Source organism: Oscillibacter hominis, assembly GCF_014334055.1.
Lineage (GTDB): Bacteria > Bacillota > Clostridia > Oscillospirales > Oscillospiraceae > Oscillibacter > Oscillibacter hominis.
On the sequence record NZ_CP060490.1, the window covers coordinates 2,794,160 to 2,813,895 of the forward strand.

Sequence of the window (19,736 nt, forward strand, 5' to 3'; positions counted from 1 at the left end):
CCCAGGCGCGCCCATGGCTGAAAAAGAAGAATTTTACAGCTGTTTCGCGGGGAGAACAGCGGGAAAACAGTTGCACCAGAAGGCGTTTTGGTCTATACTATTAGAATCTATCGGTATGAGTATTTCGCCCCGGGGCCTGCCTCCGGACGGAAATCAGGGAGAAAAAGAGATGAACAAAAAGATTTCCCGGCTGCTGGAGCCGAACCTGAAGCTCTATTTCTTTGTCCTGCTGGCGTTCTCCGCGGCGGCGGTGGTGGTCAAGCCTGTGTTGGGCGTGGTCCAGTGCGCCGTCACCATGGTGCTGTACGTGTATTTCCGCAATACCAATCAAAAGCGCAAGCAGGGGATTTTGCAGTACATCGACAGTTTGACCGGCAGCGTGGAGACCGCCAGTAAATCCACGCTGATCAATTCTCCGCTGCCCATGATGGTCTACCGGCCGGATACCGGCGAGGTGATCTGGAGCAACGAGAGTTTTTTGCAGCTGGCCGGCGTGCGGGAGCACCTTTTTGAGATCAAGGTGGCCGACGCAGTGCCCAACTACTCCTCCCGCTGGCTTCTGGAGGGGAAGCAGGAGTGCCCGGAGCGGGTGGAGATGAATGGGCGGCTGTTCCGGGTCTACGGCAACCTGGTGCGCACCGGGAAGGGCCAGGGCCAGGGCCTGCTGGCCACCACCTACTGGGTGGACACCACCGACGCCGACCACATCCGGGACCGGTACACGGCCACCCGGCCGGTGGTCTCCATCATCACCATCGACAACTATGAGGATCTGATGAAGGCCTGTCCCGACGCCACCCGCAGCGCGGTGCTGGCCCAGATCGACGAGAAGATTAACACCTGGGCCTCCGCCGCCCACGGCATGCTGGTGAAGGCGGACCGGGACCAGTACATCTTCCTCTTTGAAGAGCAGTACTATGCCCAGTTTGCCGCCGACCGGTTTTCCGTGCTGGACGCGGTGCGGGAGATCAAGGTGGGGGACAGTTTTCAGCCCACCCTCTCCATCGGCGTGGGCCGGGACGGCGACAGCATGGCGGATCTCTACAAATATGCCTCCCTTTCGGTGGAGATGGCCCTCAGCCGAGGCGGCGACCAGTGCGCCGTGCGCAACAAGATCGACTTTGAGTTCTACGGCGGCCGCTCCAAGAGCACGGAAAAGCGGACCAAGGTGAAATCCCGGGTCATGGCCAATGCCCTGGGCGAGCTGATCGCCGACGCCAAACAGATCTACATCATGGGCCATGTCAACGCCGACATGGACTGTCTGGGCGCTGCGGCCGGCCTTTGCAGCATCGCCCGCAAGCGGGGCAAAAAGGCCCAGGTCGTCATGGACGTGGAGCACAATTCCGCCCGGCCCCTGCTGAATCGCTTCCAGGACCTGCCGGAGTATGAGGACGTCTTTGTCTCCGGCAGCGAGGCCTTTTTGAAGATGCAGGCGGGCTCGCTGCTGATTGTGGTGGATACCAGCCGCCCCGAGCGGGTGGAGCACCAGCAGTTGCTGGAATCCTGCAACCGGGTGGCGGTGATCGACCATCACCGGCGGGCCTCCAGCTACATTGAAAATGCGGCCCTTAACTTCCACGAGCCCTACGCCTCCTCCGCCTCGGAGCTGGTGACGGAGCTGCTGCAGTATCTGGTGGAGCCCACCGATCTGCTGCGTGCGGAATCTGAGGCGCTGCTGGCCGGCATTGTGCTGGACACCAAAAACTTCACCATGCGCACCGGCGGGCGCACCTTTGAGGCCGCGGCCTTCCTCCGCCGCTCCGGCGCGGACACCGCCGAGGTACAGCGCCTCTTCCAGAACGACCTTTCCTCCATGATCTCCCGCTACACCATCATCCGTCAGGCGGAGCTCTATCGGGACGACATCGCCATCGCCTCGGTGGAGGAGGACGGCGTGGAGCGGGTCACCGCGGCCCAGGCCGCCGACGAGCTGCTGACGCTCAAGGGGGTGCAGGCCTCCTTTGTCCTTTATCAGGCCGGAAGCGACGTGTCCATGTCCGCCCGCTCCCTTGGCGAGATCAACGTGCAGGTGATTGTGGAGGCTTTGGGCGGCGGAGGAAATTCCACCACCGCCGGCGGCCGGATTCCCGACACGGATGTGGAGAGCGTGCATCAGCAGCTGATCGACGCCATTGACCAGTATTTCGAAAAATAAGGAGAAAACGCCATGAAAGTGATTTTACAGCAGGATGTAAGAGGCCAGGGAAAGAAGGGCCAGCTGGTGGAGGTGTCCGAGGGCTACGCCCGGAACTTCCTCCTGCCCCGGAAGCTGGCTGTCCCCGCCACGGCGGACGCCATCAACACCATGAACCTGAAGGAGAAGGCCAAAAAGGCTGAGGAGGCCCGCCTGAAGGCCCAGGCCGAGGAGATCGCCGAAAAGCTGAAGGAGTGCCAGGTGCGCGTCACCGCCAAGGCCGGCAACGGCGGGCGGCTCTTCGGCGCCGTCACCACCAAGGAGATCGCCGAGGCACTTGCCCAGCAGTACCAGCTGGATGTGCCCAAGCAGAAGCTGGTGCTGGATGAGCCCATCAAGAGCTTCGGCACCTTCCAGGTGAAGGCCAAGCTGGGCTATGAGGTCTCCGGAACCGTCTACGTGCTGGTGACGGAGGAGAAGTAAGGCATACTTACGCAGGAAATTGAGAACTTAAGTTGGAGGTGAGGAGAAATGGCAATGGAGGAGCTGCTGCTGCGGCAGATGCCCCACTCCCTGGAGGGGGAGCAGGCGGTCCTGGGCTCCATGCTCATCGATTCAGGCTGTGTGAAGGATGTGATGGAGAAACTGCGGCCGGAGGATTTCTACCTGCGGCAGAACCGGGAGATATTTGAGACCATCTACTCCATGTTCATCTACTCCAAGCCCATCGACGGCATCACCGTGGCGGGGGAGATGCAGAAAAACGGCACCTTTGACCCCGACACCACCCGGGACTACCTGATCCAGCTGATGGACATCACCCCCACCTCCGCCAATGTGATGGAGTATGCGTCCATTGTCCGGGACAAGGCCCTGCTGCGCTCTGTGGCCACCGCGGCCTCGGAGATCACGGCCCTGGTCCAGGAGGGGGCCGGCGAGGCCCAGGAAACGCTGGAGGCGGCGGAGCAGAAAATCTATGCCATCCGCCGGGGCAGGAGCGCCCAGGACATGGTGTCCATCGCCACAGTGCTGCCCGGCGTGCTGGATCACCTTTCGGAGATGAGCGAGGCCGGAGGGCAGAAGCTGCCGGGCCTCTCCACGGGCCTGAGCGCCGTGGATGCCAAAATCTCGGGTCTCAACAAGTCCGACCTGGTGCTGCTGGCGGCCCGCCCCGGCATGGGCAAGACCTCCATGGCGCTGAATATGGCGCTGAACGTGGCCAAGGCCTCGGGCAAGACCGTGGCCATCTTCTCCCTGGAGATGTCCCGGGAGCAGCTGGCCACCCGGCTTTTGTCCAGCGAGGCGCTGGTGGAGAACACCCGGCTCATCACCGGAAGCCTCCGGGAGACGGACTGGGTGAAGATCGCCGATGCCGCCTCCGCCCTGAGCCAGACCGATATCCGCATCGACGACAACCCGCTTTTGACGGTGGCGGACATGAATGCCAAGTGCCGCCGGCTGGAAAACCTGGGCCTCGTGGTCATCGACTATCTCCAGCTGATGACCTCGGCGGGCAACAAGGGCTATTCCGGCGAAAACCGCCAGCAGGCGGTCTCCGATATCTCCCGTATGATGAAGATTATGGCAAAGGAGCTGGATGTGCCGGTCCTGTGCCTGTCCCAGCTCTCCCGTGCCAATGAGAAGCGGGACGATAAGCGGCCCATGCTCTCCGACCTGCGTGAGTCCGGCGCCATCGAGCAGGACGCGGATATTGTGCTCTTCCTGTTCCGGGAGGACTACTATAGCGAAGACAGCGACAAACACAACATCGCCGAGTGCATTGTTGCGAAAAACCGCCACGGCGAAACCGGGAAGGTGGAGCTGCGGTGGATGCCGGAGTACACCACCTTCGGCACGCTGGAAAACCGGTATGAGGAGTAGGGCGGCCGAGCGCCTGAGCCAGTTGGCCTGGCCCTGCCTGGACCGCTGGCGGCCCGATATGGGCGGAGCCGTGGTCTGCGCGGTCTCCGGCGGGGTGGATTCCATGTGCCTCCTCCACCTGTGCGCGGCCTGGGGCAAGGAACGTGGCGTAAAGGTCATCGCCGCCCACTTCCACCATGGGCTGCGGGGCGAGGCGGCGGACCGGGATGAGGCGTTTGTCCGCCGCTGGTGCGAAGAAAGGGATATCCCCTTTACAGCCGGCCGGGGCGATACCGCCCGGTGGGCCAGGGAGCACAGCCTGACGGTGGAGGAGGCGGGGCGGAACCTGCGCTACTCCTTTTTGCACCGCGCGGCGGAGGAGTCCGGAGCCGGGCTGATCCTCACCGCCCACCACGCCGACGACAACGCGGAGACCATTTTGCTGAACCTGTGCCGGGGCACCGGCCTTGCTGGGCTGACGGGCATTCCGCCCCGGCGGGGGAACATTGCCCGCCCCCTGATCGAGGCCACGCGGGAGGAGATCGCGGCCTACGCCGCCGCCTGGTCCATCCCCCATGTGGAGGATGAGACCAACGAGTCGGATTTTGCGGCCCGGAACCTGCTGCGCCACCAGGTGATGCCAGTGCTTCGGCAGATCAACCCCAAGGTGTCGGAGAACATGGCCCGCTGCGCCGCCATTGTCCGGGAGGAGAACGACGCCTTAACCGGTCAGGTACAGGGCCTTCTTGCCTGCGCCCGGTATCAAAACGGCGGCGTCCGGCTTCCGGCGGAGGCGCTTTTGCGCGCACCGGAATCGCTGCGGCCCCGGCTGCTGCTGGAGTTGTGGAAGGGGCTGGAGGCTGGGCGCAAGGACCTGGGCAGCGTGCATCTTCAGGGGTTGATCGGGCTTTCAGAGGGCGATGAGATGGACCTGCCCCACGGCTTTACCGCTGTCCGCCGTAAAGGCGTTCTGGAGCTGATGCCCAGGCGGCGCCCGGAGGGGGAGCACCCCCTGACGGTGGGCTCTTCACTGGAGTGGGGGGACTTTTCGATTACCTGCCGCGCGGCAAAACCTGGTTCGCCGGGAAGGGGAACACTGATCCTGAGCTGGGACGGCGAGGTGCTGAGCGTGGGCCCCTGGCGCCCGGGAGACCGGATGGAGCTGCCCGGCACCCGGGGAAATCGCGGGGTGAAGCGGATTTTTGCAGATCGGGGGATTCCGCCCCAGCGGCGGGACCTGCTGCCCGCCTTTTATGCGGATGGACGCCTGGCCGCCGTCTGGGGACTGGGAGTTGACAAAGGCTTTCTGCCCCGGAAGGGGAGAGGGGCCATAGAGATAGAAATCAAGGAGAAGGGGTACAAAACATGGGAAAAAGCATGATGGACCGGGATATCCTGAAGGTCCTGTTCAGTGAAGAGGAGATCAGGGCGCGGGTGGAGGAACTGGGCAGTGAGCTCTATGAGCGGTTTTGCGAAAAAACTCCGCTGTTTTTGGGCGTCTTGAAAGGCTCGTTCGTCTTTATGGCCGATCTGGTGCGCGCCTGCCAGATCAAGAGCGACCTGGAATTCATCGCGGTCTCCTCCTATGAAAACGCCACCGTCAGCTCCGGACGGGTCCAGATCACCCGGGATTTGCAGCAGGACATCACCGGCAGGGATCTGATCGTGGTGGAGGATATCCTGGACTCAGGCAACACCCTGGCCTTTTTGAAGGACTATTTTATGACCAAGGGCGCGGCCTCCGTCACCATCGTGACGCTGTTGGATAAGCCCTCAAGGCGGACAAAAGCCATTCAGCCGGACCTGACCGGATTTGTGGTGCCGGATGAGTTCGTGGTGGGCTATGGCCTGGATTACGCACAGAAATACCGCAACGTCCCCTACATCGGCGTTTTAAAGCCGGAGGTATACAGCAATTGACGGCTTCACGCCGCAAAGAGGAGGAAACCCGGTTTGAAAAGCAATAAAACTTCGAATCTGAGCCTGATGCTCCTGCTGTTGGTGATCGTCCTGGGCTTTGCCTACCTGTGGAACGCAAACGATCAGCCCGAGCCCCTGCAGTACTCCCAGGTGGTCCAGCTCTTCCAGCAGGAAAAGGTGGAGAGCTTCCGGATTGAAGACACCAGGCTGACCATGCAGCTGCGGGAGAAGGTCAACGGCAGCAACACCGCCGTGGTGGATCTATATGACTTTGACCTTTTCTACGACGACCTCAACGACTTGGTGCAGGACCAGTACGCAAGAGGCGTCATCACCACCTATCAGTATTACGCGGACCACTCCACCCCGTGGCTGGAGCTGCTGCTACCCTATCTTCTGATGGCGCTGATGATCGGCCTTTTGTGGTTCTTTGTACTGGGCCGCACCGCCGGCGGTGGCGGCGGCGACAAAATGGCCCGCTTCAGCTCCGCCCGGGTCAAGACCCTCCAGGACCGGGGCAGCAAGGTCACATTTCAGGATGTGGCCGGCGCGGATGAGGAAAAAGAGGAGCTCCAGGAGATCGTGGAGTTTTTGAAAGACCCCCAGAAATATATTTACCTGGGCGCCCGGATTCCCAAGGGCGTGCTTTTGGTGGGCCCTCCGGGCACCGGCAAGACCCTGCTGGCCAAAGCGGTGGCCGGCGAGGCTGGCGTAGGCTTTTTGTCCATCTCCGGCTCCGATTTTGTGGAGCTGTACGTGGGCGTGGGCGCCAGCCGGGTCCGTGACCTTTTTGAGCAGGCCAAGAAAACCGCGCCCGCCATCGTCTTCATCGATGAGATCGACGCCGTGGGCCGCCAGCGCGGCACAGGCCTTGGCGGCGGGCACGATGAGCGGGAGCAGACGTTGAACCAGCTGCTGGTGGAGATGGACGGTTTCGGCTCCAACGAGGGCGTGGTGGTGCTGGCCGCCACCAACCGGGCCGATGTGCTGGACCCGGCCCTGCTGCGTCCGGGCCGCTTTGACCGCCAGATCTACGTGGGGCTCCCCGACATCCGGGGCCGCGAGGAAATTTTGGAGGTCCATGCCCGCAACAAGCCCTTGGCGGAGGATGTGAACCTGGCCACGCTGGCCAAGGCCACCCCCGGCTTCACCGGCGCGGACCTGGAGAACCTGGTCAACGAAGCGGCACTGCTGGCCGCCCGCCGGAACCAGAAGTTCATCCACATGCAGGAGATGCAGGAGGCGGTGATCAAGGTCATCGCCGGGCCGGAGAAGAAGAGCCGGGTAATCCCGGACCATGAGCGCAGGCTCACCGCCTATCACGAGGCGGGCCACGCGGTGGTCAGCCACGCGCTGCCCTACTGCGACCCGGTGCGACAGATCAGCATTGTGCCCCGTGGAAGAGCCGGCGGCATGACCATTTACCTGCCCGAGGAAGACCGCTCCTACCTCTCCAAGAGCTATCTGGAGGATGAGATCGCCTCTTTGCTGGGCGGCCGGGTGGCGGAGCAGCTGGCTCTGGGAGACATCTCCACAGGGGCCTCCAACGACCTTCAGCGCGCCTCCCAGATGGCCCACAAGATGGTGGCCTCCTATGGCATGAGCGATAAGGTGGGGGCCGTTTCCTTTGAGTCAGGCCACGACGAGGTGTTCATCGGCCGGACCATGAGCCAGGGACGGAGCTATTCCGAGCAGGTGGCCGCCGAGATCGACCAGGAGGTCAAGCGCATCATCGGAGCCGCCTACAAGCGCTGTGAGGAAATCCTCACACGGGACCGGGAGAAGCTGGAGCGGGTTGCCCGCTACCTGCTGGAGCATGAGGTCATGGAGAGTGAGGCATTTGAGGCCGTATACCAGGCCCTGCCGGAAGCAGACCCCTCTTAAGGAAAAAAGGAAGCAGGCCAACATGGCCTGCTTCCTTTTTTGGGTCCGGAATGGCCTGACACGCTTGTTGCTGCGGGATGCATTGTGAACAGCCTGTTTTGAGCGCCTATGCCGCCGTCGATCGACTTTTGCGCTGTCATAAATACAGGGCAAAAAACTTAGAACTATTTCACAGATGAAAAGAGATAAAGTCAAAGTGCATTGGGCGAAATGACGGAAAAAATTGTGCGCCTGGGAGAGACAAAAATCAGGGAATATTTGGCACCGCAACGGCGAATGTATTCAATAGAAAGACAATTGACTTTTGATCAAAGAAAAAATCGGAGGTGCAGCCTGGAAAACAGCAAAATCTTTCTGTGAAAATACCTCTTGAAAAGGGGGTGGGTTTCTCTTAGAATGCAATCACCCCCTTGGGGAAATTTGGGTGCCGGCCGTCCCGGGGAAGAGGGGAATGCCGGTCGAATCAGGAGGAAAGAAGCATGAAAAAAGTTCTTGCACTGTCCCTGGCGCTGTTAATGGCGCTGAGCCTGGCCGCATGCGGCGGCTCCGGCGGAAGTTCCGGCAGTTCCGATAAAGTGGTGAAAATCGGCGTCTATGAGCCCCAGTCCGGCGACAACGGCGCCGGCGGCAAGCAGGAGATATTGGGCATGCAGTATGCCCACAGCGTGCAGCCCACCGTGGAGATCGGCGGGGAGACCTACGACGTGGAACTGGTGATCGTGGACAACGAGAGCTCCAACGACAAGGCTGTGGGCGCCGCCAGCAAGCTGATCTCCAACGGCGTGTCCGTGGTGCTGGGCTCCTATGGCTCCGGCGTATCCATTGCTGCGTCCGACACCTTTAAAAACGCCGGCGTGCCCGCCATCGGCGTCACCTGCACCAACCCCATGGTGACCGCGGGCAACAGCCACTATTTCCGTGCCTGCTTCATCGACCCCTTCCAGGGGCCCGTGCTGGCCAACTACGCCTACGGCAACTTGGGCGTGCAGAAAGCCTATTGCCTCTCCAAGTTAGGTGACGACTACTCCGGCGGCCTGGTCAGCTACTTTGCCGAGGCCTTTGAGGGCTTGGGCGGCCAGGTGGTGAAGGCCGAGTTCCCCGACGGCAACAGCGACTTCACCTCTTACATCACCAGCGCGGTCAACGAGGGCTGCGGCGTGTTCTTTGCCCCCACCTCCACCGAGGCTGCGCAGCTGATCATCAATCAGGCCGCCAGCCAGGGCATGAAGATGCCCATTCTGGCCGGTGACACGTGGGATTCCAACGTGATTTTGGAGGCGGCCAAGGGCACCGACGTTCAGGTGACCGTCACTACCTTCTATGCCGACGGAACCAATCCTGACTTTGAGGCCAGTTTCAAGGAGTGGATCAACAGCGATCCCACCAATCTGAAGAACAACAATGACAACGATACCCTGGCGGCCGTGTCCGTCATGGGCTACGACTCCTATTTCCTGGCCCTGGCGGCCGTTCAGGACGCCGGCTCCACCGATCCCGCAAAGGTGATGGAGGCGTTGCCCTCCGTAAGCTACGACGGCATCACCGGCCAGATCGCCTTTGACGAGAACGGCGACGCCATCGTGAAGACTGCCTACGTGAAAACCGCCGACAACGCCACCGGCGCCTGGATCGGCGGCGGCTCCGTGACCATCGACCAGTAGTTTTGGAATAACACACGTGACAGCGGCGGGGGCCGTTTCGGCCCCCGCCGCCCAACGTCACTATGCGTCTTGGGCATCAGAGACTTTACTCTCGCGAGGAGGAAGAGAATGAAATTCGTACAGGAAAACCTGCCGTTTTTGCTGGCAGGAATCTCCGTGGGCGGGCAGTACGCGCTGATTGCCATCGGCTACACCATGGTCTATGGCATTTTGCGGCTCATCAACTTTGCCCATGGCGATGTGTTTATGGTGGCGGGCCTGGCCATGATCTACCTGTCCAGTTGGATGCCGCTCTATGCTGCCATCCCACTGGTGATCGCGGCGACGGTGCTGATGGGCGTGCTGATTGAAAAGGCGGCTTATAAGCCGCTGCGCTCGGCGCCCCGGATGTCGGTGATGATCTCCGCCATCGGCGTCAGCTATCTTCTGCAGAACCTGGCGCTGTATATCACCGGCGGCTTGGCCAAGGTCTACCCCAGCATCCCATGGCTGTCTGACCGGGTGACGGTGGCCGGCGCGTCCACCAGCCGGGTCACCATTGTGACGCCGGTACTGACGATCCTGCTGGTGATCGGGCTGACCATGCTGATCCGCCACACCAAGATCGGCATGGCCATGCGGGCGGCCTCCAAGGACTTTGAAACGGCCCAGCTCATGGGCATCCGGGTGGACCGGGTGATTTCCACCACCTTTGTCATCGGCTCTTTTCTGGCGGCCGTGGGTTCGCTGCTGTATTTCACCAACTATCAGTCCGTCATCCCCACCTCCGGCGCCATGCCGGGGCTGAAGGCGTTCGTGGCCGCTGTGTTTGGCGGCATCGGCTCCATTCCCGGCGCGGTGCTTGGCGCGTTCGTCATCGGCATTTGCGAAAACATCATCAAGGGCCTGGGCTGGACCACCTTCTCCGACGCCTTCACCTTCGCCCTGCTCATCATCGTATTGTGCGTCAAACCCACGGGACTCTTCGGCGAGAAGTCCACGGATAAGGTGTAAGGAGGGGTATGATGCATCAGAAGACAAGAACTTACCGGACGCTGGCGGCCATCGCCGCGTTCTATATCCTCCTGTTCGTATTGGAGCAGGTGGTGCCCTCCTATTCCATGCTGTTCCCCGTGCTGAAAAAGACAGCGGTCTATGCCCTGGTGGCGGTGTCCATGAACCTGCTCAACGGCTTTACGGGCCTCTTTTCCCTGGGCCAGGCGGGCTTTATGCTCTTAGGCGCCTACACCTATGCCATCATCATGATCCCGGAGGGCTCAAGGGAGAGCGTCTACCGGATGTTCGGCGGCGAGCACTGGATCACCTTCTCCCTGAGCGATGTGTTCGGTTCAGAGGGGGCCGGGGCGGCCGTGGGCATGATCATCGCGCTCCTGTTGGGTGGACTGGTGGCCGCCCTGTTTGCCTATCTCATCGGCCTGCCGGTGCTGCGGCTCAAAAGCGACTACCTGGCCATTGCCACGCTGGGCTTTGCGGAGATCATCCGGGCCTTTTTCCAGTGGGATAAGCTGGGCCCGCTGACCAACGGCGCCAATGTGCTCAACGGGTTCCCGTACTTTAGTTCCGTACTCCCCTTCTATCTGGTGGCCGGCGGGTGCATCGCGGTGATCGTGCTGCTTATCAACTCCACGTACGGCCGGGCGTTTAAGGCCATCCGGGATGACGAGGTGGCGGCGGAGGCCATGGGAGTCAACCTGGCCCGCCACAAGATGGCCTCCTTCGTCATCAGTTCCTTTTTCGCCGGTGTGGGCGGCGGCCTTCTGGCTATGTATCAGTGCATGGCCCAGGCCAACAACTTCAAGACCAACATGACTTACGAAATCCTGCTGATCGTGGTCATCGGCGGCATCGGGTCCATCAGCGGCTCCGTGCTTGCAAGCTTCCTCTTCACCGCCTGCAACGAGTGGTGGCTGCGGTTTTTGGACGACGAGTCCCTGGGCATCCCGCTCTTTCGCGGAGGCTTCCGCAAGGTGGTGTTTGCCCTCATCATCATGGTGATCGTGCTCTTTTTCCGCAAGGGCATCATGGGCGACAAGGAGCTGCCCGATGTGCTGCGGGGGCTGCGGGGTAAGAGACGTCCCCGGAAGGGAGGGACCGCCCAATGAGTGACCGGGTATTGTATGTGGAGAACGCCACCATGCAGTTTGGCGGCGTGGTGGCTGTGGATAATCTGAATCTGGAGGTCCATGAGGGGGAGATCGTGGCCCTCATCGGACCCAACGGCGCGGGAAAGACCACCGCCTTCAATGTCATCACCGGGGTGTACGCGCCCACCAACGGCCGGGTGGAGTTCTGCGGCCGGACCATTGTCCGCAACCACCCCCAGGGCAAAATGCGAAAGACCTATGCCGGTATGAATGCGGAGCTGTATACCGGCGAATACAAATTGGAGCCTCTGAGCGGCGAGAGCGACGAGGAACTGGAGGCGCGCAGGGCCCTGGAGCGCCAGCGGGACGCGGACGCGTTCACCAACCGCGTGATCGTACCTACGCCGGACCAGGTGACTGCGCTGGGCATGGCCCGCACCTTCCAGAACATCCGGCTCTGGAAGAGCCAGAGCGTATTCACCAACGTGCTCATCGGCACCCACCTGCGCCGCACCAGCAACCTCTTCTCCGCCACTTTCCGCCTCAATCAAAAGGAGGAACGGGCCCAGCGGGAGAAGGTGGAGCATCTTTTGGACATCGTGGGTCTCTCCGATGTGAAGGAGGAGCTGGCCACCTCACTGCCCTACGGCAAGCAGCGGCGGCTGGAGATTGCCCGGGCCCTGGCCACGGAGCCGAAGCTCCTGCTGCTGGATGAGCCGGCGGCAGGCATGAACCCCCAGGAGACCGACGAACTGACCGAGTTCATCTCCCGTGTCCGCAAGGAATTTCACATGACCATACTGCTCATTGAGCATCACATGGACCTGGTCATGGATATTTCCGAGCGCATCTATGTGCTGGATTTCGGCAAGCTGATCGCCCAAGGCACGCCGGCGGAGATTCAAAACAACCAGCGCGTCATTGACGCCTATCTGGGGGTGAGTGAAGATGCTTGAGATCAAAGACCTGCATGTGTCCTATGGCGGCATCCGCGCCCTGCGGGGCGTCTCGCTGGAGGTGCCGGATGGAAAGATCGTCACCCTCATCGGCGCGAACGGCGCCGGCAAGTCCACGCTGCTGCGTACCATCACGGGCCTTGTGAAGGCGGAGTCCGGCTCCATCCGCTGGGATGGGAAGGAGCTCCGGGGCAAGTCCATTGACCGGATCATCGGCGAGGGCATTGCCATGAGCCCGGAGGGGCGCCGGGTGTTCACCGACCTGACGGTGCTGGAAAATTTGAAGATGGGCGCCTATCTGCGCCGCGACAAGGCGGAGATCGAGCTGGACGTCAACTGGGTCTATGAGCTGTTTCCCCGGCTGAAGGAGCGCTCCTGGCAGCTGGCGGGCACCCTGTCCGGCGGCGAGCAGCAGATGCTGGCCGTGGGCCGGGCACTGATGAGCCGGCCGAAGCTGATGATGTTGGATGAGCCCTCTTTGGGCCTTGCGCCGCTGGTGGTGCAGGATATCTTCTCCATCATCCGGGAGATCAACCGCCAGGGCGTCACCGTGCTGCTCATAGAGCAAAACGCCAATATGGCGCTGAAGATCGCCGACCTGGCCTACGTGCTGGAGACCGGCAACATCACCCTCTCCGGCACAGGAGCGGAGCTGCTGGCCAACGAGAGCGTGAAGGAGGCGTATCTGGGCAAGCGGCGGTAAACGGGTGCGCTCCCTCTTTGCGGCAAACAGGGAAGAAGGTCCCGACGGACGGCTTACATGCGCCGGTTTGAGGAGAAGTGCGTATGAAAAAGGCACTTGTTTTGCTCGCGGTCCTGCTGCTGGCCGCTTGCGCCTGTCAACCAGGCCGGGGAAACGGATCTTCCGCCGGCGGGAGCGGCGGGGCGAGCGGCGCAAAGCAGGCGGACTCCTTTGGCACGCCGGAGAGCCTGGGCCGGGAGGAGATCGCCGGCCTTTTCGTGGAGGGGCTGACGGAGGAGGTGCCGTCTACGTTGTTCATCGGGGATGGATTTTCCCTCTATGTGCCCGATGAGGGCTGGGAGAAGACCTGGGTCAGCGGTTGGCAGTCCACCGATCATCCGGAGGTGGAGATCCGGGTGGAGACCCACACCGGCAAAAGCATAGAGGAGGTGACGCAGTCCATCTCCGGCTATGCCCTCGGATCGCTCAATGACGGGGAGGCCTGGGGCAGCGGAGAGGATGGACAGTGCCTCTACCTCCGAATCCTGGAAGGACCGGGGGATCGGGTCTACGCCGTCCTTGGCGAATATCCGGAAGAGGAGGGCTTTGGCGCCTGTCTGGAGGCCATTGGCCGGAGCGTGGAGGCCAATGATTTTGCGTCCACCGAAAAGAGTAATTGAATAGGCCAGACAAAAGGGAACGGCATGGCAGCCGTTCCCTTTTTTGCTGCCTGAAATTCGGCCGTTTATGAAGTTTTTTGCCAAATTGGAAAAGCCGCGCATGAAAACGGAAAAAGAAGAAAACCTAACCCATGAGCAAAAACAAAGGAGTGAACGATTTGGAAACCGCGATTCATAATACCTCTGAAATCGGGCGGCTGCGGCGGGTGCTGCTGCACCGTCCGGGACAGGAACTGGAAAACCTGATGCCCGAGTATATGGAGCGACTGCTCTTTGATGACATTCCCTATCTTCAGGAGGCTCAGCGGGAGCACGACGCCTTTGCCGACTGCCTGCGCCAAAGTGGAGCGGAGGTGGTGTACCTGGTGGACCTGGTGGCCGCCTCCCTGACGGATGACGCGGTGAAGCAGGAGCTGGTGCGCCAGTTCCTGGACGAGGCGGAGGTCCAGGAGCAGCGGGCCCGGGAAATGCTGTCGGAGCTGTTTTTGAGCCTGCCCAACCGGGAGATGGTCTCCCAAATGATGGCCGGCGTGAGAAAATCCCAGCTGCGCGAGACCGACCAGGCCCGGCTGAAGGATTACCTGGCCGCCACGGCCGGGGACTATCCCTTTGTCATCGACCCTATGCCCAACCTCTATTTTACCCGTGATCCCTTCGCCACCATCGGCCGCGGCGTCTCCATCCACAAGATGCACACCAAAACGCGCAACCGGGAGACGCTGTTCGCCAAGTTCATTTTCAAATACCACCCGGAGTACAAGAGTGTGCCCCGCTGGTATGACCGGGGAGAGACCACCTCCCTGGAGGGCGGCGACATCCTCATCCTCTCCCCCGAGGTGCTGGCGGTGGGCATCTCCCAGCGAACCCAGGAGGACTCCATCGACCAGCTGGCCGATACGATTTTGACCGAGAGCCCCACCTTCCGGAAGATCCTGGCCTTCGACATCCCCAAGACCCGCTCGTTTATGCATCTGGATACGGTGTTCACCATGGTGGACCGGGACAAGTTCACCGTTCACCCCAATATCCTCAATGACATCACCGTCTATGTGATGGAGCTGGACGAGAACCGCAAGATGAAGATCCGCCAGGAAGAGGGACGGCTGGAGGACATTCTGAAAGAGCACCTGGGCCTCGATCAGGTCACACTGCTGCGCTGCGGCGAAGGCGATGAGATCGACGCGGCCCGGGAGCAGTGGAACGACGGCAGCAACACCCTGGCGGTGGCGCCGGGCGAGGTGGTGGTCTACGCCCGCAACTATGTGACCAACCGCCTTCTGGAAGAACACGGCATCAAGATCCACACCATCCCCAGCGCCGAGCTCAGCCGGGGCCGCGGCGGCCCCCGGTGCATGTCCATGCCCCTTTGGCGGGAAGACCTGCAGTAAGCTGGATAAGCATCGGTCTGAGCGCAAACTATAAAAAAGGAGAACCATAGCTATGGCTGTGAATTTAAAGGGAAGAAGCTTTTTGACACTGATGGATTTCACCCCCGGTGAAATCCGCTATATGCTGGATTTGGGCCATGACCTCAAATCCAAGCGCAGAGCAGGCATCTGCGACCCCACACTCAAGGGCAAGCACATTGTGCTGCTTTTTGAAAAGACCTCCACCCGCACCCGCTGCTCTTTTGAAGTGGCCGCCACCCAGGAGGGCGCCCACGTCACCTATCTGGATTCCGGCAGCTCCCAGATGGGCAAGAAGGAGAGTTTGGAGGACTCCGCCAAGGTGCTGGGCCGCTTTTTCGACGGCATCGAGTACCGCGGCTTTGACCAAAAGGTGGTGGAAGACCTGGCCAAGTACTCCGGAGTGCCGGTCTGGAACGGCCTGACGGACCTGGATCATCCCACCCAGATCCTGGCGGATATGATGACCATTGAAGAGCACTGCGCCAAGCCTTTGAACAAGGTGAAGGTGGTTTTCCCTGGCGACGTGCGCAACAACATGTGCTACGCCTGGATGATCGGCGCGGCCAAGATGGGCATGCACTTTGTGGGCCTTGGCCCGGAGGAGCTGGCCAAGGAGATGGACCACCAGCTGACCAAGAAGATCTTTGAGGTGGCCCGGGAAAACGGCGGACTCATCGAAATCACCGACGACATGGGATGCCTGAAGGACGCGGATGTGATCTACGGTGACATCTGGGCCTCCATGGGTGAGGAGGACCTGATCCCCAAGCGTTCGGAACTGCTCTCCCCCTACCGGGTGACGGAGGAGACGCTGAAGGCCACCGGGAACAAGGACGTGCTCTATATGCACTGTCTGCCCTCCTTCCACGACTTTGAGACCAAACTGGCCAAGGAGTGGAAAGACAAGGGCGTAGACATTCGGGAGGTCACGGACGAGGTGTTCCGCGGCAAGCACTCCGTGGTATTTGACGAGGCGGAAAACCGGATGCACTCCATTAAGGCCGTGCTGGTGGCAACGCTGGCATAACCGGAAAGGAGCCCTATGTCCCGATTCAAAATGCCCACGGCGTACACGATCCTATTTTCGCTGATCATCGTGGTGGCCGTGGCAACCTATCTGGTGCCGGCGGGCCAGTACGACTATCAGGACGATGTGCCCGTGGCAGGCACCTACCACGCGGTGGAGCAAAATCCCCAGGGCGCGGGAGATGTGGTTCTGGCGGCCTTCAACGGGTTCTATGACGCAGTGGATGTGTGCCTGTTCATCCTGATGGTGGGCGGCTTTTTAGGCGTGGTGATGAAGACCGGCGCCGTGGATGCGGGCGTATCCAATGTCATCAAAAAGTTAGGCGGCCGTGAGAAATGGCTGATCCCCATTTTGATGGTGCTCTTCGGCCTGGGCGGAACCTCCTATGGCATGTGGGAGGAGACCATGGCCTTCTATCCGCTGCTCATCCCCATTTTCCTGGCCGCGGGCTACGACGCGGTGGTGGGAATCTCTGTCATCCTCCTGGGCGCCGGAGCCGGTGTGATCTGCTCCACTGTAAATCCATTTGCCACCGGCATCGCCGCCGGGTTTGCCGGCGTCTCCCTTGGAGAGGGGATTTTGCTGCGCATCGTCCAGTGGGTGGTCTTTGAAGGCGCGGCCATCTGGTATGTCATGGCCTACGCGGCCAAAGTCAAAAAGAACCCGGAACTCTCCGTGGTGGGGCGTGGCCATGAGGTGCTGCACACAAAGGCGGGGGAGGCGCCGGAGCTCACCGGCAAGCGCAAGGGCATTCTGGTGCTCTTTATGCTCACCTTCCTGGTGATGATCTACGGCGTAATCCCCTTTTCCGACATGGGGCTGCCCCTGCCGGAGCTGGGGTGGTGGTTCCCGGAGCTCTCCGGCCTCTTCCTGGTGTCCGCCATCCTCATCGGCCTCATCGACCGCATGGAGGAGAGCGCCATTGCCGAGGAGTTTGTCACAGGCTCCGCGGACCTGTTGGGCGTGGCTTTCATCATCGGAATCTCCCGCGGCATCACCGTGCTGATGAACGAGGGCCGCATCACCGACACTGTGCTCCACTGGGGCGAGGATGCCCTGACGGGTACCGGCTCTCTGGCCTTCATCCTTCTGGTCTTCCTGCTGTACCTGCCTCTCAGCGTGCTGATCCCCTCCTCTTCGGGACTTGCCACGCTCTCCATCCCCATCGTGGCGCCCCTGGGCAAGTTTGCTGAGGTGTCCGGCGCCCTGGTGATCACGGCCTTCCAGTCCGCCTCGGGACTGGTAAATATCATCACGCCGACGGCGGCTGTGGTGATGGGCGCATTGGCCCTGGGCCGGGTGTCCTATGACAGGTGGGTCAAGTATGTGTGGAAGCTGATTGTGCTGTTCGTCCTTTTGACCATGGCATTTTTGGCCGTGGGCGCACTGCTTGGCATGTAACTTCATGGCCGGCAAATCCAAGAGATGGATTTGCCGGCCATGCTGTTCCGCGGGAGAATCCGATTTGACTTCGAATTCACGCCTCTGCATAAATTTGTCAAAACGACGGTTGACTTTTTGGCGCAAACACATATAATTATCGCGAGTAAACGATATCCTGTTCACCGGAGCGGTGTGATTTTTTAGCGGATGGATGGAGAGCGGCTATATGGATGAAGAAACAGTGAAAGAGCCGGAGCGGGAAAAGGAAACAGATCGCAAGCAGTGGGAGACGGAGCAGCTTTTGAACTTCTGCTGTGAAATGGGCAAGCAGCTCATCCGCAACGGGGCGGAGATCTACCGGGTGGAGGAGTCAGCGGACCGGATGCTGGACGCCTATGGGTACCGCGACACGGAGGTGTTTGCCATTCCCTCCTGCATCATCATCAACATCCAGGGGAGCGAGCGGAACCACACCAAGTCCGTCCGCATCCGCAGCTCCTCCAATAACCTGGACCAGCTGGACCGGCTCAACGCCCTGTGCCGCCGGGTGTGTGAGAAAAAGCCCGCCGTGGAGGACGCCATGGAGGAGCTGAAGCGGATTGTAGGGGCGCCGCCCTACTCCCAGTTGATCAGCTACCTGGCCTACGGGTTTGTGGCCACCTGTTTCACCCTCTTTTGGGGAGGAACGGCCCTGGACGCGCTGGCCGCCTTCCCCTGCGGACTGGTGGTGAAGGTCATTGTGGGCTATATGAGCAAGGTGAATGCCAACGTCTTTTTCACCAACGTGACCGCCAGCGTCTTTCTTGCCCTGATCCCGTTGGCGCTGTTCTACTTGGGCTGCCCCCTGCACACCGACAAGATCATCATCGGGTCCATCATGCTCCTGGTGCCAGGGATCGCCATCACCAATGTGATGCGGGATGTGCTCTCGGGGGATTTTCTTACGGCGCTGACCAAGTTCGCGGAAGTGATGATCGTAGCCATGGCCATTGCCATTGGAATCGCCATTCCGGTTGGAATCGGCAGGATGCTGTTTGGGGTGATTTGAGTTGGAGAGATATCTTCCCTGCCTGTATGCGTTTTTGGCCTGCATGGGCTTTTGCTTTATCTTTGAGGTGAAAAAACCGCTCTTTATCTTCCTGGCCAGCCTGACCGGGGCCCTTTCCTGGGCGGCGTTTTTGCTCTGCGCCCACCTGGGCTCTGAGATCGGCCAGTACTTCCTGGCCACTGTGGTGGTGTCCATCCTCTCGGAGGTCCTGGCCAGGATCATGAAGGCCCCGGCCGCGATTTTCCTCATCATCGGCATCATCCCGCTGGTGCCCGGCGGCGGACTCTACTATACCATGGACGCCCTGATCAACGGCGATATGCAGCTCTTTTTGGAAAAGGGAATGTCCACGGCAGCCTATGCCGGGGCGATTGCCGTGGGCGTCTCCATGGTCACATCGGTGTTTCGGATCTTCTTTTGGAAAAGGCGCCCCGGTCAGCAGGGGTAAAATAGAAGGACGGCCTCCCATATGGGGGGCCGTCCTTTTTGCTATCCTTTGGCGTGGGCCGCGAAGTAGGCGCGCAGCACCGCCAGGCTTTCCTCCCGCAATACGCCGGAGGTGACCTCCGGACGGAACGGGGAGTGGTCAAATACCAGTTTACTGCAATTGCAGCCCTCCTCATTCAAAAGGGCGGCAAGGTCCGAATTGCCGGCGCCGTAGACCAGCCGTCCAAGCCGCACCCAGACCAGGGCCCCGGAACACATGAAGCAGGGCTCGCAGCTGGAATACAGTGTGTATTCGCTCAAATCGGTGATCCCGGTTTCGCCGCAGAACCTCCGGATCAGCCCCGCCTCCGCGTGGAAGGTTGGGTCTGTGGCGGAGTAGATCTGGTTTTCATTGGTGTATACGGCCTCGCCATCCTTGACGAGAACCGCACCGAAAGGCTCGTTCCCATGGGCTGCCGCTTGCTCTGCAAGCGCAATCGCCTGTTTCATAAAGAGTTCGTCTCTATCCATATTTGCCCCTCCCAAATTGCACCGCCGCCTTCCGGGCCGGCCCGGGCT

General features: G+C 60.8%; 18 protein-coding genes. 17 read left to right on the top strand and 1 reads right to left on the bottom strand.

Going from position 1 to position 19,736, the window contains the following annotated elements; genetic code table 11:
- The first annotated feature begins 169 nt into the window (after nt 1-169).
- The 17 genes from H8790_RS13665 (at nt 170) to H8790_RS13745 (ending at nt 19,179) form a co-directional block, all read left to right on the top strand.
- Nucleotides 170-2,158, top strand: a complete 1,989-nt coding sequence (locus H8790_RS13665) for a DHH family phosphoesterase (protein ID WP_187333062.1) — start codon at nt 170-172, stop codon at nt 2,156-2,158.
- A 12-nt stretch (nt 2,159-2,170) separates the two neighbouring features.
- Nucleotides 2,171-2,620, top strand: coding sequence for a 50S ribosomal protein L9 (gene rplI, locus H8790_RS13670; RefSeq protein ID WP_187333063.1), 450 nt, complete (start codon nt 2,171-2,173; stop codon nt 2,618-2,620).
- Between the two features lie 48 nt (nt 2,621-2,668).
- The gene (dnaB, locus tag H8790_RS13675; protein WP_187333064.1) at nt 2,669-4,018 is read left to right on the top strand and encodes a replicative DNA helicase; all 1,350 of its coding nucleotides are present in this window, start codon (nt 2,669-2,671) and stop codon (nt 4,016-4,018) included.
- Nucleotides 4,008-5,378, top strand: a complete 1,371-nt coding sequence (gene tilS, locus H8790_RS13680; RefSeq protein WP_187333065.1) for a tRNA lysidine(34) synthetase TilS — start codon at nt 4,008-4,010, stop codon at nt 5,376-5,378. Before dnaB ends, tilS begins: the two co-directional genes overlap by 11 nt.
- Nucleotides 5,363-5,917, top strand: a complete 555-nt coding sequence (hpt, locus tag H8790_RS13685) for a hypoxanthine phosphoribosyltransferase (protein ID WP_243208523.1) — start codon at nt 5,363-5,365, stop codon at nt 5,915-5,917. Before tilS ends, hpt begins: the two co-directional genes overlap by 16 nt.
- A 66-nt stretch (nt 5,918-5,983) precedes the next feature.
- A complete protein-coding gene (ftsH, locus tag H8790_RS13690; protein ID WP_187334322.1) occupies nt 5,984-7,801 on the top strand; it encodes an ATP-dependent zinc metalloprotease FtsH in 1,818 nt (605 codons plus the stop codon).
- Nucleotides 7,802-8,280: 479 nt separating this feature from the next.
- Nucleotides 8,281-9,462, top strand: a complete 1,182-nt coding sequence (locus tag H8790_RS13695) for an ABC transporter substrate-binding protein (protein WP_187333066.1) — start codon at nt 8,281-8,283, stop codon at nt 9,460-9,462.
- Between the two features lie 108 nt (nt 9,463-9,570).
- Nucleotides 9,571-10,455, top strand: coding sequence for a branched-chain amino acid ABC transporter permease (locus H8790_RS13700; RefSeq protein ID WP_187333067.1), 885 nt, complete (start codon nt 9,571-9,573; stop codon nt 10,453-10,455).
- Nucleotides 10,456-10,463: 8 nt separating this feature from the next.
- A complete protein-coding gene (locus H8790_RS13705; protein ID WP_243208524.1) occupies nt 10,464-11,564 on the top strand; it encodes a branched-chain amino acid ABC transporter permease in 1,101 nt (366 codons plus the stop codon).
- Nucleotides 11,561-12,502 (top strand): ABC transporter ATP-binding protein, encoded by a 942-nt coding sequence (locus tag H8790_RS13710; protein WP_187333068.1) that lies wholly within the window; start codon nt 11,561-11,563, stop codon nt 12,500-12,502. Before H8790_RS13705 ends, H8790_RS13710 begins: the two co-directional genes overlap by 4 nt.
- A complete protein-coding gene (locus H8790_RS13715) occupies nt 12,495-13,205 on the top strand; it encodes an ABC transporter ATP-binding protein (RefSeq protein ID WP_187333069.1) in 711 nt (236 codons plus the stop codon). The genes H8790_RS13710 and H8790_RS13715 overlap by 8 nt, the downstream gene beginning before the upstream one ends.
- A gap of 83 nt (nt 13,206-13,288) precedes the next feature.
- Nucleotides 13,289-13,864 (top strand): hypothetical protein, encoded by a 576-nt coding sequence (locus tag H8790_RS13720; RefSeq protein ID WP_187333070.1) that lies wholly within the window; start codon nt 13,289-13,291, stop codon nt 13,862-13,864.
- Between the two features lie 131 nt (nt 13,865-13,995).
- Nucleotides 13,996-15,252, top strand: a complete 1,257-nt coding sequence (arcA, locus tag H8790_RS13725) for an arginine deiminase (RefSeq protein ID WP_187333071.1) — start codon at nt 13,996-13,998, stop codon at nt 15,250-15,252.
- Nucleotides 15,253-15,304: 52 nt separating this feature from the next.
- Entirely contained in the window at nt 15,305-16,300 is a 996-nt protein-coding gene (argF, locus tag H8790_RS13730) for an ornithine carbamoyltransferase (protein WP_187333072.1), read from the top strand.
- A 15-nt stretch (nt 16,301-16,315) separates the two neighbouring features.
- Nucleotides 16,316-17,701: a YfcC family protein gene (locus tag H8790_RS13735; protein ID WP_187333073.1), complete on the top strand. Its 1,386-nt coding sequence runs from the start codon at nt 16,316-16,318 to the stop codon at nt 17,699-17,701.
- A 208-nt stretch (nt 17,702-17,909) separates the two neighbouring features.
- Nucleotides 17,910-18,731: a threonine/serine exporter family protein gene (locus tag H8790_RS13740; RefSeq protein ID WP_187333074.1), complete on the top strand. Its 822-nt coding sequence runs from the start codon at nt 17,910-17,912 to the stop codon at nt 18,729-18,731.
- A gap of 1 nt (nt 18,732) precedes the next feature.
- Nucleotides 18,733-19,179 carry a threonine/serine exporter family protein gene (locus H8790_RS13745; RefSeq protein WP_187333075.1) on the top strand — a complete coding sequence of 149 codons (447 nt, stop codon included), beginning with the start codon at nt 18,733-18,735 and terminating at the stop codon, nt 19,177-19,179.
- 41 nt (nt 19,180-19,220) lie between these two features.
- Here H8790_RS13745 and H8790_RS13750 read toward each other — a convergent pair whose 3' ends face one another.
- Nucleotides 19,221-19,688: a nucleoside deaminase gene (locus H8790_RS13750; protein WP_187333076.1), complete on the bottom strand. Its 468-nt coding sequence runs from the start codon at nt 19,686-19,688 to the stop codon at nt 19,221-19,223.
- Nucleotides 19,689-19,736 lie beyond the last annotated feature (48 nt).

Excerpts from the sequence above, each read along its gene's own strand:
- H8790_RS13665 (WP_187333062.1), top strand. The coding sequence starts at position 170 with ATGAACAAAAAGATTTCCCGGCTGCTGGAGCCGAACCTGAAGCTCTAT.
- rplI (WP_187333063.1), top strand. The coding sequence starts at position 2,171 with ATGAAAGTGATTTTACAGCAGGATGTAAGAGGCCAGGGAAAGAAGGGC.
- dnaB (WP_187333064.1), top strand. The coding sequence starts at position 2,669 with ATGGCAATGGAGGAGCTGCTGCTGCGGCAGATGCCCCACTCCCTGGAG.
- tilS (WP_187333065.1), top strand. The coding sequence starts at position 4,008 with ATGAGGAGTAGGGCGGCCGAGCGCCTGAGCCAGTTGGCCTGGCCCTGC.
- hpt (WP_243208523.1), top strand. The coding sequence starts at position 5,363 with ATGGGAAAAAGCATGATGGACCGGGATATCCTGAAGGTCCTGTTCAGT.
- ftsH (WP_187334322.1), top strand. The coding sequence starts at position 5,984 with ATGCTCCTGCTGTTGGTGATCGTCCTGGGCTTTGCCTACCTGTGGAAC.
- H8790_RS13695 (WP_187333066.1), top strand. The coding sequence starts at position 8,281 with ATGAAAAAAGTTCTTGCACTGTCCCTGGCGCTGTTAATGGCGCTGAGC.
- H8790_RS13700 (WP_187333067.1), top strand. The coding sequence starts at position 9,571 with ATGAAATTCGTACAGGAAAACCTGCCGTTTTTGCTGGCAGGAATCTCC.
- H8790_RS13705 (WP_243208524.1), top strand. The coding sequence starts at position 10,464 with ATGATGCATCAGAAGACAAGAACTTACCGGACGCTGGCGGCCATCGCC.
- H8790_RS13710 (WP_187333068.1), top strand. The coding sequence starts at position 11,561 with ATGAGTGACCGGGTATTGTATGTGGAGAACGCCACCATGCAGTTTGGC.
- H8790_RS13715 (WP_187333069.1), top strand. The coding sequence starts at position 12,495 with ATGCTTGAGATCAAAGACCTGCATGTGTCCTATGGCGGCATCCGCGCC.
- H8790_RS13720 (WP_187333070.1), top strand. The coding sequence starts at position 13,289 with ATGAAAAAGGCACTTGTTTTGCTCGCGGTCCTGCTGCTGGCCGCTTGC.
- arcA (WP_187333071.1), top strand. The coding sequence starts at position 13,996 with ATGAGCAAAAACAAAGGAGTGAACGATTTGGAAACCGCGATTCATAAT.
- argF (WP_187333072.1), top strand. The coding sequence starts at position 15,305 with ATGGCTGTGAATTTAAAGGGAAGAAGCTTTTTGACACTGATGGATTTC.
- H8790_RS13735 (WP_187333073.1), top strand. The coding sequence starts at position 16,316 with ATGTCCCGATTCAAAATGCCCACGGCGTACACGATCCTATTTTCGCTG.
- H8790_RS13740 (WP_187333074.1), top strand. The coding sequence starts at position 17,910 with ATGGATGAAGAAACAGTGAAAGAGCCGGAGCGGGAAAAGGAAACAGAT.
- H8790_RS13750 (WP_187333076.1), bottom strand. The coding sequence starts at position 19,688 with ATGGATAGAGACGAACTCTTTATGAAACAGGCGATTGCGCTTGCAGAG.